The 11,649-nt window shown below is 64.8% G+C and carries 10 protein-coding genes; all 10 read right to left on the bottom strand.

Annotation, left to right across the window (positions count from 1 at the left end; all coding sequences use genetic code 11):
- Window positions 1–130: 130 nt before the first annotated feature.
- Window positions 131–1,345, bottom strand: coding sequence for a DcaP family trimeric outer membrane transporter (locus FZZ93_RS12745; RefSeq protein WP_149322698.1), 1,215 nt, complete (start codon window positions 1,343–1,345; stop codon window positions 131–133).
- Between the two features lie 171 nt (window positions 1,346–1,516).
- Window positions 1,517–3,151, bottom strand: a complete 1,635-nt coding sequence (locus tag FZZ93_RS12740) for a thiamine pyrophosphate-binding protein (RefSeq protein ID WP_149322697.1) — start codon at window positions 3,149–3,151, stop codon at window positions 1,517–1,519.
- Window positions 3,152–3,178: 27 nt separating this feature from the next.
- Window positions 3,179–4,645 (bottom strand): aldehyde dehydrogenase, encoded by a 1,467-nt coding sequence (locus FZZ93_RS12735; protein WP_149322696.1) that lies wholly within the window; start codon window positions 4,643–4,645, stop codon window positions 3,179–3,181.
- A 13-nt stretch (window positions 4,646–4,658) separates the two neighbouring features.
- On the bottom strand, window positions 4,659–5,453 hold the full coding sequence (locus FZZ93_RS12730) for an aspartate dehydrogenase (RefSeq protein ID WP_149322695.1): 795 nt from the start codon (window positions 5,451–5,453) through the stop codon (window positions 4,659–4,661).
- A 17-nt stretch (window positions 5,454–5,470) separates the two neighbouring features.
- Window positions 5,471–6,265 (bottom strand): SDR family oxidoreductase, encoded by a 795-nt coding sequence (locus tag FZZ93_RS12725; RefSeq protein WP_149322694.1) that lies wholly within the window; start codon window positions 6,263–6,265, stop codon window positions 5,471–5,473.
- Window positions 6,262–7,110, bottom strand: a complete 849-nt coding sequence (locus FZZ93_RS12720; protein WP_246146213.1) for an alpha/beta fold hydrolase — start codon at window positions 7,108–7,110, stop codon at window positions 6,262–6,264. Before FZZ93_RS12720 ends, FZZ93_RS12725 begins: the two co-directional genes overlap by 4 nt.
- A 14-nt stretch (window positions 7,111–7,124) precedes the next feature.
- The gene (locus tag FZZ93_RS12715) at window positions 7,125–7,646 is read right to left on the bottom strand and encodes a cupin domain-containing protein (RefSeq protein ID WP_149322693.1); all 522 of its coding nucleotides are present in this window, start codon (window positions 7,644–7,646) and stop codon (window positions 7,125–7,127) included.
- Window positions 7,647–7,821: 175 nt separating this feature from the next.
- Window positions 7,822–8,751: a VOC family protein gene (locus FZZ93_RS12710; RefSeq protein WP_149322692.1), complete on the bottom strand. Its 930-nt coding sequence runs from the start codon at window positions 8,749–8,751 to the stop codon at window positions 7,822–7,824.
- 164 nt (window positions 8,752–8,915) lie between these two features.
- Entirely contained in the window at window positions 8,916–9,728 is an 813-nt protein-coding gene (locus tag FZZ93_RS12705; RefSeq protein WP_149322691.1) for an IclR family transcriptional regulator, read from the bottom strand.
- 311 nt (window positions 9,729–10,039) lie between these two features.
- Window positions 10,040–11,614, bottom strand: a complete 1,575-nt coding sequence (locus tag FZZ93_RS12700) for a sulfatase family protein (protein WP_149322690.1) — start codon at window positions 11,612–11,614, stop codon at window positions 10,040–10,042.
- Between the last annotated feature and the right edge of the window lie 35 nt (window positions 11,615–11,649).

The raw sequence follows: 11,649 nt of genomic DNA, 5'->3' as shown, positions 1-11,649 counted from the left end.
AACTCGTCGATGACGAGCCGTAAGTGCAAATTCCAGCCTACCAGCAGAAGTAGAAAACCCCATCTGGCACCTGCAAATGGGGTTTTCTCATAGCTTGGAATTTACCGCTTCCGAATGCAGTTCAGGGCGCTCAAAACTGGAACTGGGCACTGGCCTGGAGACGATTGGCGTCCACCGTCTCGCCACTGACCCTTTCGAGATCGACGTACTGGTATTCCATGCCCACGGCCAGACGCTCGGTCACGTCCCAGATCAGGTTCACATGGGAAAACTGGACGGTATCGGTCATCCCCTGGAAGGCCGGCGCCTCATCCGGCAAATCCTGGTGAACCAGAGAAGTGCCGATGGAACTCGACCAGTCGCTGTTCCAACGATGCTCCAGGGAAACGCCATAGCTGCGCATGTCGACGGTCTCGAGTGATCCGTCAGCGGCCATGTAGGCATCGGGCGCTCGGTACTTGGCGCCGGACGCCGGCACATAATCCAGATAACTGCCCAGGCCACTACCCACCATCAGGTTGCCCTTGAGCGTCGTGCGGCCCATCGGCAAGGCCGCCTGTGCCGCCACTCCGTAACCAGTGACGCTCTCGTCCTGCCCGCTGACGGCCGAATCGGTGGAGATCTGACGCACCACGCCAGAAACACCGACGTTGCGCTTGTAGCGATAGCGCAGCGTCAGGTCCGGCAACTCGGTATTTTCGTCGACGGCGCCGCCGGGGCCCAGATCGGACACCGAGTACTCGGGATTCTCGAGGGCCACCGCAAAGGTGTTGCCACCCGACTCATGGGTATAGCGCACCTGCTCGGGGCGGCCGGTGGCATAGCCGATCGGGCCGCCCAGCTTGAGGATGCGCGGCGTGCCCAGAAAGAACATGAAGTTGGTCCAGGTCTGACCGGCCAGAAAGCCATTGTACTCGCCATAGGCGTGCCGCAGATTGAACTTGTTGTCGGGCGCGAAATGACCTTCGAAATAGGTCCTCAGCATGCCGTGTCCGGTCTGCGTCTGAGTACGGAAGTTGAGTCGCGATTCCTGGGCAGTGAAGGTCGTCTTGCCGTCGGTGGCCTTGTCTTCGCTGGCGGCTGCCAGGGGATCGGTAATCTCGCCCAGGTCGTAATCGGCATCATAGAGCGCATCGAACTTGATATAGCCACCGAACGCAATGTCGGTGTTCGTGCCGGGAATGTTGAAGGTGCTGCGGTGGTTCCAGGGGGCACCGACGCGGCTCGGCTCCCCCGTGACGACGGGCTCGCCGGCCGGCACCACATCGAAAGCCAGGGATGTTGTGGCACTCGTCAGCCCTGCCGGCAGCAATGCCACCAGCATCAGTGTCTTTTTATATGTCATGAAAAAAGTCTCGTTTGTTGTGATTGTATGTCGTTGGCAAGTTGACTCGGGATGCAGTCGCTAAATAAGTTAATCGCTAAATAAGTGAGTTGCTCTTAACCTCCTTTATTTCCCATAAATGAATAAATAACCCGGCCATCTCCTGAAAAACCGCAAAGTGCTTCGGTCGATTCAATAAAGCGTCTTCTGGGGAGGCCCGGAGAACTCGAGCGGCCCTACCCTGGCCATGTCCACCTCGACCACTGCCGGGCCATCCTTGCCCACGGCCTCGGTCAGCACGGCGTGGAAGTCCTCGCTGCGCTCGACTTTCCAGTGCGGTAGCGACAGGGCTTTCGCGAAGGACTGGAAGTCCGGTGTCTCGAGGTCGTTGTAATACTGGCGCCCCTCGAAGTACTTGTCCTGAATGCCGCGCATCACGCCATAGCCGCCGTCGTTCATGACGAGCAGCGTCATGTCGATGTCTTCCTGAGCCAGAGTGGCCAGCTCGCCGACCATCAGCATCAGGCCACCATCGCCGACCAGGGTGACGACCTTGCGCCCCTGCCCCCCCACGGCGCAGCCAATGCCGGTGGCCAACCCCTGACCGATGGCGCCGGCGAGTGAGTGGATATTGCTCAAGGGCCGTTCGATGGGCAGCAGGCGGCTTCCCCAGGTGCTGCCGGAAACAGTGATATCGCGCACGAAGATGCCGTCTTCGGGCAGCGCTGCGCGTACCGCGTCCGACAGTGCGGCATACTCTCCCACCTGGGTGCGCAGCGCCTTCTCGGCATCGCGGACGGCCTGGGCGATGTCACGATCGTAATCCTCGTCGGGCGCGCGCTGGCCCTCGAGGCGATCGGCGAGTCGCGAGAGCACGTCGTTGCACTCGCCGCACAGGAAGGCATCGGCCGAATAGTTGCGGTGTGCCGCCGCCGGGTCGACATCGACCTGCACCAGCGGCCGAGGCAGGGCCACCGAGTAGGTGCGGGTCTCGTTGCTGCGCAGCCGCGAGCCAGCCACCAGCATCAAGTCGCTGCCGGCGAACAGTTCCTCCACTGCCGGGGCGCTGTGGAAAGCCCGCAGACTGCGCGGATGGCTATCGGGCAGTACCCCGCGGGCGTGGGTGCTGGACACCACCGGGATACCGGCATCGGCCAGACGGCGCACGGCCTCGCCCGCCTCCAGGCAGCCACCACCGATCCACAGAACCGGCCGCCTGGCCGCCAGCACGCGCTCGGCCAGTGCCTCGATCTCGGCCTCCGCGACCGGTGCCGGACCGGCCGGCACCGATGGGGCGGTCTCGACCCAATCGACCTGGCTGGCCTGAATATCGATGGGAATCTCCAGGCTCACCGGCCCCCGGGGCAGGGTCATGGCCTCCTGGATGGCACGATGCAGCAAGGGCACCACCTGCTCGGGCGTACAGGCGCGATAGGCACGCTTGGAACAGGCTTGCAGAAAGCCCATCTGATCGCGGGTCTCGTGGATGAAGCCGGCGTCGCGGTCCAGGTAGGCCTTCTCGACCTGGCCTGTGATGTGCAGCAGCGGCGTACCGGCGTTCAGTGCCTCGAGCATGGCGCCCACGGCGTTGCCGGCACCGGCTCCCGTGCTGGTCAGCGCCACGCCCAGGCTACCCACGCGGGTATGACCGTCAGCCATGGTGACGGCACCGGCCTCGCCGCGTGACGGCACGAAACGCACCTGCCCGCGCTGGCCGATAGCGTCGGCAATCGGCAGGTTGTGGATGGAAATCACGCCATAGACGGCCGATACCGCGTAGGCTTCCAGCGTGCGGGCGACGGCTTCGCCCACGGTAATAGTGGTCATGTTCGATTCCTTGTTGGCCGTGGGAACTCAGTCGCTCCAGGCGATGGGCTCGTGGTCGAGCCCCAGGTAGAGGCTCTTCTGCTGCATATAGGCTTGAATGCCCTGCCGGCCCTTCTCGCGGCCCAGGCCGCTTTCCTTGTAGCCACCGAATGGCGTCGAAATGGAGAACTTCTTGTAGGTATTGATCCACACCGTGCCGGCCTCGAGCTTGTCGGCCAGACGCAGGGCGCGGCGGTAGTCGGCGCTCCAGATACCGGCCGCCAGGCCATAGGCGTTATCGTTGGCCAGGCCCACCAGTTCGTCTTCGTCGTCGTAGGGCAAGGCCACCAGCACCGGGCCGAAGATTTCCTCCTGGCAGACCGCACTGTCGTGGGGCAGACCGTCAATCAGGGTCGGCGGATAGTAGCTGCCGGCAGCCAGTTCACCCTCGGTGGGAATCGTCCCGCCGACGCGAATGCGACCGCCCTCTTCCCGAGCCCGCTCGACATAGGCCGCCACGCCGTCACGATGGGACTCGCTGATCAGCGGTCCCAGGTGGATGCCGGCCGTCTCCGGGTGTCCGACCCGCAGCCCACCGGCGATCTCTTCGAGACGCGCCATGACCTCGTCATAGCGACGGCGATGGATGAACAGCCGCGAGCCGGCGATGCAGGCCTGGCCGGCGGAGCTGAAGATGCCGTAGGCCACGCCCTTGGCCGCCTGCTCCAGATCGGCGTCCTCACAGATGATGGTCGGCGACTTGCCGCCCAGCTCCAGAGAGGTGCCGATCAGCTTGTCGGCAGCCACGTGAGCCAGGTGGCGGCCGGTGTTGGTACCGCCGGTGAAGGAGATCTTGCGCACCCTGGGGTGACGCGCGATGGCCTCGCCGATCACGCTGCCACGACCCGGCAGCACACTGAGCAGCCCCTTGGGCAACCCGGCCTCCTCGAACAGCTCGGCAAGCTTCAAGGCCATCAGCGGCGTGGCCTCGGCCGGCTTCAGTACCACGGCGTTGCCACCGGCCAGCGCCGGGGCGACCTTCTGCATCTCGCTGGCAATCGGCGAGTTCCAGGGCGTGATGGCGGCGATCACTCCGAGCGGCTCGTAGCGGCTCAGCGTCATGAAGTCGGCATTACGCTGGGTAGGCAATTCGCCCTCTAGCGTCTCGCAGGCCGCCGCAAAGTAACGCGCAGTGCCGGCGGCGCTGGCCACCAGGCCACGAGCCTCGGACAGCGGCTTGCCGTTGTCGCGTGTCTGCAGGGCCGCCAGTTCCTCCTGGCGAGACTTGATCAGCTCGCTGACACGGTAGAGCACCTCGGCCCGCTCATGGGGCTGGCGGCCTCGCCAGCTTGGGGCGCGCCAGGCCACCTCGGCGGCCGCAACGGCGTCCTCGACATCGGCCAGGCCGGCCGCGTTGAATTCGGCATTGATAGAGCCGTCGGCGGGGAAGCGCGACACCATGGGATCGCCACGGCCCTCTCGCCATTCGCCGGCGACGAAAATCTGTTGAGTCATCGGGTCACCTCCCTTAGAACGAAACCGGCTCGAGCGCCTGGCGACAGGCGCGTACCACCGACAGGGCGGCGAGAGTCGAGGTCTTGGGATTGCTTTCCAGGGGATAGCCGTTGAGCTCGATATCGAACTCGCCGAAACGCCCCCTGGCATGGATGCGATGGGTATTGCGCGTGGTCGACGGATCCACGGTCAGCCTGACCCGCGTGTCACGCATTCCCACGCCCGCCAGCGCTATCGTGGCGGCGACATTGGAGTTGGCCGGGAAGAGACGAGCCGCCTCGCCGGCGTCGCCCTCGAAGAACACCGTCCTCTCGGCGACGGCATCGAGATCAACGAGTTGCTCGGCATGGCTGCCCTTCCAGCTACGCGGCGCCTTGCAAGCCTCGTAGGTGACCTCGTCGAGACCGCCCTCGCGGGCCGCCGTCAGGCCGTCCATGCCGGCCACGGCGCCGGACAGCAACTGCATGCGGCCGTTGCCCTCGCGAGCCGCGGTGGTGAGCCGCGCGTACAGCGCCTCATCGGCCAGGGCACCGGTGGCGACCACCGCCAGCGTCCAGCCGCGACGCAGTACCGCCTCGCCGTGCTCGGCGAGCCCCGGCTGTCCGGCGCATTCCACCACCAGATCGGGCGCCTCGGCACACTGGTCGATGGCCGTCAGCACCTCGGCACGACCGGCCAAGCGGTCGCGGACCTCGACGGCGAAGGCCTCCGGCACCACGACCCAGCCCAATGTCATGCCGTCGGGCAACAGCCGATGCACTTCGCTGCCCATGGCGCCATAGCCGATCATCAGTAGTCGTTTCGACATGGTGATACTCCGTCGTGTCACAGGTGGCGATTGAAGCCACCGGAGACGTCCAGGGCGGCGCCGGTGGTGAAGGAAGCCATCGGCGAGGCCAGGAATACCAGGGCGCGAGCCGGCTCTTCCGGACGCCCCAGGCGGCCCATGGGAATCCCGCGCTTGGCGGCGATGGCGCCGATCCACTCCTCCCAGCTTTGGCTCGGGTCGTCGCGCTGCTCGAAGCGGCGCCGCCACTGGCCGGACTCGACCATGCCGAGCAGGATGGCGTTGACGCGGATGCCCTCATCGATCAGTTCGTGCGCCAGCGAGTGGGTCATGTTGAGCAAGGCCGCCCGTGCCGCCGAGGTGGCGATCATGTGCGGCTCCGGTTGCAACGCCAGCAAGGAGTTGACGCAGGTCAGCGAACCGATGTCCGAGGCCACCAGTTGTTCGCGGAAGGCGCCCAGCGGATTGATGACCCCGAACAGCTTGAGATTGGCCTCGGACAGCCAGGCATCGCGCGGGGTGTCATCGAAATGGGCCACGTAGCCCTGACCGGCGTTGGCGATCAGCATGTCGGTGCCACCGAAGCGTTCCTGCACCACGGCGGCAAAGGCCTGGCAGGAAGCCTCATCGAGCACGTCGCAGGTCTCGGCCAGCAGCTCGGCCTGGGGAAACTCCTGGGTGAGCGCGACGCGCGCCCCCTCGAGGCGTTCGGAATTGCGGCCACACAGCGCCACCCTGGCGCCGTGGGTCAGCAGCAGGCGCACGGTCTCGAGGCCGATCCCCGAGGAACCGCCGGTGACCACCGCCACCCGGTCTTCGATCATAAAACTCATGGTGTCGTCCTCTTTCGGTTCCCCGGGGATAGCGCCAGCAGGGGCCGGGCAAAGGTATCGACAGCCGCGGCAAAGGCGCCGGGGGCGTCGATGTAACTGGCGTGCCCGGCCCGCGGGATAGCGTGATAGCTCAGCCCCAGGCGCTCGGCCAGGTCGCGTGATGATTCGGGGGTGGTGATGGCATCTTCGGTACCGCACAGCACCGTGGCCGGCACCGGCAGCCCCTCGGGCACATAGCCCTCGAGATCGTCGTTGGCCAGCATCCAGCTCGCCTGGGCGAACCCTTCGATATGAAGACGACGCATGCCCTCACGCACCCGGTCGATATCGGCCGGGTCGGCATCGTCACGCAGCAAGCGTGGTGCGCGCGCCTCGGCATAGGCGTCGTGGCCCTGCTCGGCCAGCAGAGTCCAGCGGCTGCGATAGACCTCGTCACGCTTGGCATCATCGGCATCGCGATACCCCAGCGCCGGGTCGGCCAGCACCACCCCGGCCAGTCGCCCGGGCCGGCGGGCCGTCAAGGCAGTGGCCATCATTGCCCCGAGCGAATGGCCGACCAGCACGCAGCGTTCGACGCCGAGGGCGTCGAGCCAGGCATCGAGGCGCGCCGCATAGTCGGCCGCCATGGGTTCGGCCTCGGCCAACGATTGGCTGTCGCCATAACCGGGGGCATCCCAGGCCAGCAGGCGATAACCGGGCAGGTGCGCCACCAGCGGCTCCCAGGACGCCGCGCCGGAGCTGATGCCATGCAGCAGCACGATGGCCTCGCCCTCGCCACTCTCGCGGTAGGCCTGGGGGCCGGTGTCGAGCGTCAGGCACTTGGGGTTCATCGCCCAGGGTGTCATGGCCGCCTCCGTCATCAGTTGCGCTTGACCTTGGAAAGCGGGTGATCGTCCGGGTAGGTCGGGATCTGCGGCGTGGGCGTGCCCAGCATTACGCACATCAGCGCCTCTTCCTCGCTCTCGTTGAGCAGGCCGCGATAGATGCCCGGCGGCACGGAGACCACGTCACGCTCCTCGAGCACGGTCTCGGTATAGTGATCACCATCCTTGAGGAACAGGCGGATCGAGCCCTTGAGCACGAAGAACACTTCCTCGACGTCGTCATGCACGTGCAACGGCCCCTCGCACTTGGAGGGCAGCACCATGGTCGAGAAGGTGAAGTGCTCGGCCGGGATGGTGTTGGTGTCATTGGCCACGCCGGTGGCCCCGGTACCGATGTAGCGCATCTGGGCGCGGCGATACTTGGGATCGTAATCGGCCTGGAACTTCAGGGCGTTCCAGTCATACTTGCGGCCCTTGAAGCGCGCGATGCGGGACTCGATCCAGTCGTTGAAGGATAGATCGTCGGGTTTTTTCCAGGTTTCGAACTGTGCGGACATGGTATGTCTCCTCGGGTAGTGCGGTTGTCGTCGGTGTCCGGAAGATGCCTTCTTGCATGCGCTCCGACGGCTCCATGCCGAACGTCGGGACAAAGGCTCCCCGGACCGGTCGCCCGCAGGCGATCGGCTCTGGTTCTCGACTGTCGACTGCCGGGCCGTCATGGCCCGGCCGGAATCAGGCTTCGGGCTTCTTCTGGCGTCGGGTATCGGCGTCGATACCCCCCTCGATGGCCCATTCGGTGAAGGACTCCAGGGAGTGCTGCATCTCTCTCGGTTCCCAGGCCTCGGTCAGATAGTCTTCGTTGGTGTAATACTCGAAAGCGCCGCCCAGCGGGCTGTTGAAGTACCAGAAGTAGGCGGAGGAAACCGGGTGACGCCCCGGGCCGATGAAGGTGCTCCACTGGCGCCGGTTCATGGCCAGGCCACCGCCGATCACCTCATGGATGTCGCGCACCGTGAAGGCCACGTGATTGAGCCCCGCACCGCGATGCGGCAGCTTCAGGAGAAAGAGGTTGTGGTGCCCGCCACGCGCCTGCATGCGCAGGAAGACGGCACGATCGATATAGCGGTCGGAGACGGAGAACCCCAGCAAGTCACGATAGAAGTGTTCACTGGCCTCCAGGTCGTCGACGAAGAAGACCGCATGGCCGATGCTGGCCGGCGTGGCGCGTTCATAGACCGGGCTCGGCTGGTCGACCCGACGCATGTCGCCCCATTGGTTGATCGGCGTCACTTCCAGTTCCACATCACGCAGCGAGGTGGGCTGAATGCGCACGGCCAGGCCGTTGGGGTCGCGGCACTCGAGGCTGTCGCCATGGTCGACGAAGCCCGGCTGATCGCGCAGGCGTTCACGCAATGCCGCCAGCGCCTCGGCACCCGCCACGCCCCAGGTCATGCGGCGCAGGGTCGAACCTGCCTCGAACGCCTCGGGAAGCGTCGGATCATCGATGCCACGGACCGCCAGGCGGGCGCCGTTGAGCGCTTCGAAGGTCGCCCCCTCGGCGCCTTCCTCGATGCAGGTCAGGCCGAAATCCTCGGCGAACCGCTTGCCGGTCTCGATGTCTTCGGCGCCGAACTCCAGCGCTTCGATACCCACGATACTCATGTCGATCTCCTGCTGACGTGACCTCGAGCGTCACTCTTGTTGGATGTTTCAGACACACGAAGCCCCTCTTCGCGGCGCCTGGGCATCGCGACGACTGCGTGGTGATCTGTGGTTCTGGCCGGACACGGACTCGATGGGCATCCGGCAATGGAGTCAGACTGTCGTCATGTCATCTGACTGCGCTCCCCGGGATGGCCCTGATATCCCAGTAGATTCGAAATGTTGTCGGCCGCTTCGGCGACGCTGTGACGCAGGCGCTCGCGATCGCCTTCCGGGATCTCGTGCACCGGCACCATGATGCTGACCACGCCTTCGACCTCGCCGTCGTGATTGAACAGCGGATAGACGATGGAGGAGATGCCGAACTGGAAGAAGGACTCCCCGATCACATAGCCGCGCTGGCGATCCTCCTGGACCAGTTGCCACAGCGCCTCCCGATCCGCCGGCGCGCCGGGCTCATTGTCCGGCAGCGCCTCCTCGGGATAGAGCTCCTCGAATGCCTCACGGCTCAGGCCGGTCAGCAGCATCCTCCCCAGGGAGGTACGGTGAACCGGCAACCGGGTACCGACGCTGACTCGCCGAATCGTGGCGTTGGCCGCACTGACCCTGGCCACGTAGATGACATCGCGTCCATCGCGAATGGCGATGTGACTCGAACAGCCGGTCTGGTCCCGCAGCGACTCGATCACCGGCTGGCCGACCTGGACGACATCCAGGGACGCGACATACTCGAAACCCAGGCGCAGCACGTTGACGCCGAGCGTATACAGGCCGGTAGAGGGATGGCGCCGAATGAACCCCATGTACTCGAGGGTCTGGATCGCACGATAGGCCGTTGCCTTGGGAATATCGACGCGCTTGACGATCTCGGCGAAGCTCATCTCCCGATGGTTGCGACTCAGCTCCATCAGGATGATCAAACCGCGCTCCAGGCCCGGAATCATGTATTTGCGTGCATCCTTTTCACTATCGTTCATTGCATCCTCGTCGCTTGGTGTCGGGATCGTTCGCGCCAACCTGTCCATTCATGCAAGGCGTGTGGCGCCCCTGAGCCCAAGATACCGGATCGCAACCCGCGAGCCGATGCACTGCTTGTCCGATGCCGATCCTTAATGGATCATATTTGAAACCATATTTCTTATTTGATACAACTCAAAAATAGCCGTCGATGCCTGCTTTGTCAAGGCACGTTTCCGGGCTGTCGGAACAACCAGTAACTACCTGAATTAAAAGAAAATATATGGCGTCTCAATGCTTACTGGCACGCCTCGAATCGGCGGTCCGCACGTCAGGCTCTGGCCGATGCCGAAAGGCGCTTGTCACGCAGCTCGGCCATGCGTCGAACCAGGCACTCGAGCAGGCTCGCCTTGCGCGACTGGCTGTCCGGATCCTCCCAGAGATTGCGCGTCTCATGCGGATCCTCGGCCAGGTGATAGAGCTCACCGCCCGGCGCACCTTCGAAAAGGCTGAGCCGCCACTCATCCGTCACCAGGGTGGTGATGCCACGCCCCGCATCGCCATCGCGAAACACCTCGATACCAGCATCCTCGATGAGCACCGGGTCGGCGGGCGCTCCATCGAAGAGATCACGCCCCTGCATGCCGATCGGAATACGCAGACCGGCCCGCTGCAGCAGGGTCGGAGCCAGATCGATGGCGCTGCCCAGGCGACGGGACACGCACCCGCCCGCCCCGGGAGCATGCGGGTCGCGCCAGATCAAGGGCACGCGCACGACACTCTGGAAGTGCAGGCCGAGCTTGAGCACGGTGCCGTGATCGCCCATGTAATCGCCATGGTCGGACGTGAAGGCCACCACGGTATCGTCGTTCAGCCCCAACGCCTCAAGGCGTGTCATCACCTCGCCCACGGCGTCATCGATCATGCTGATGCTGCCGTAGTTGAGGGCGATGATTTCCCGGATCTGCCGCTCGGAAAGCGTCAGCGGCCAATGGCTGTCCGGCTCGTCCAGGCCCCAGCGATAGGCCGTCAGCGCCGAGGCGGGCAGCCCGGGAATCCCTGCGACGGACTCGCCGGCATTGGGAGGCAACACGACATCGTCGGGGTCATACATTGACCAGTAACGTCCCGGAGGCGTGAAGGGATGATGTGGGTCGGGAAAGGACACCACCAGCGCAAAGGGGGTGTCGGCCTGCTGTTGTTCGAGGAAATCGCAGGCCTGCTCGGCGACATAACGAGTCGGATAATCGGCCTCCGGCAGTGCCGTACGCCAGCATTGCGGGGCCGTGATGCCCGCATCCGGCAGGGCATTCTCCGGGCCGCGCAGACTCTCGGAATCCCCCCGACGCGCGCGCAGCCAGGCCGTATAGTGCCCCTCCACCTGATCGCCATGGCCGATACACAGGCGCACGTGGTCGAAGCCGTAATAAGGGGTCGGCAGTTCCAGGTCGGGATTATCCGCCCAGCGGCGGCGTACTTCCCAGCGATAGGCATCCCCCGTTCGCTGTCGGCGCAGGCTATGGCCCAGCGCGTCGGGCAAGGACTCTCCCTTCCCCTTCTGGCGACGCTCGGGCGCCGCAATGTCGGTGACGTTCTGGAAGTGGGCCTTGCCGATATAGCCGGTGTTGTAGCCGGCATCGCGCAACACGTCGGCGAAGGTGACGCTGTCCAGATCCAGCGGAATCCCGTTCTGACGGACGCCGTTGACCGAGGGTTGCTGTCCGGTGACCAGACAGGCCCGATTGGGCTGGCAGATTGGCGTGGCGACATGGAAACGCTCGAAGCGCACGCCTTCGGCGGCCAGGCCATCCAGGTTAGGCGTCCTCACGGTGGGATCCCCATAGCATCCCAGATGCTCGGCGCGCTGCTGGTCGGTGACGAAGATGACGAAATTCGGGCGTCGCATGATGGCTTCCTCAGGGATGTCCGGCGTCGCTCGCC

Source organism: Halomonas eurihalina (assembly GCF_008274785.1).
Taxonomy (GTDB): domain Bacteria; phylum Pseudomonadota; class Gammaproteobacteria; order Pseudomonadales; family Halomonadaceae; genus Halomonas; species Halomonas eurihalina.
Note: the sequence above shows the minus strand (reverse complement) of the source record. Positions and strands in the feature narration are given on the sequence as shown.

Excerpts from the sequence above, each read along its gene's own strand:
- FZZ93_RS12725 (WP_149322694.1), bottom strand. The coding sequence starts at position 6,265 with ATGAGTTTTATGATCGAAGACCGGGTGGCGGTGGTCACCGGCGGTTCC.
- FZZ93_RS12740 (WP_149322697.1), bottom strand. The coding sequence starts at position 3,151 with ATGACCACTATTACCGTGGGCGAAGCCGTCGCCCGCACGCTGGAAGCC.
- FZZ93_RS12735 (WP_149322696.1), bottom strand. The coding sequence starts at position 4,645 with ATGACTCAACAGATTTTCGTCGCCGGCGAATGGCGAGAGGGCCGTGGC.
- FZZ93_RS12700 (WP_149322690.1), bottom strand. The coding sequence starts at position 11,614 with ATGCGACGCCCGAATTTCGTCATCTTCGTCACCGACCAGCAGCGCGCC.
- FZZ93_RS12745 (WP_149322698.1), bottom strand. The coding sequence starts at position 1,345 with ATGACATATAAAAAGACACTGATGCTGGTGGCATTGCTGCCGGCAGGG.
- FZZ93_RS12730 (WP_149322695.1), bottom strand. The coding sequence starts at position 5,453 with ATGTCGAAACGACTACTGATGATCGGCTATGGCGCCATGGGCAGCGAA.
- FZZ93_RS12715 (WP_149322693.1), bottom strand. The coding sequence starts at position 7,646 with ATGTCCGCACAGTTCGAAACCTGGAAAAAACCCGACGATCTATCCTTC.
- FZZ93_RS12705 (WP_149322691.1), bottom strand. The coding sequence starts at position 9,728 with ATGAACGATAGTGAAAAGGATGCACGCAAATACATGATTCCGGGCCTG.
- FZZ93_RS12720 (WP_246146213.1), bottom strand. The coding sequence starts at position 7,110 with ATGACACCCTGGGCGATGAACCCCAAGTGCCTGACGCTCGACACCGGC.
- FZZ93_RS12710 (WP_149322692.1), bottom strand. The coding sequence starts at position 8,751 with ATGAGTATCGTGGGTATCGAAGCGCTGGAGTTCGGCGCCGAAGACATC.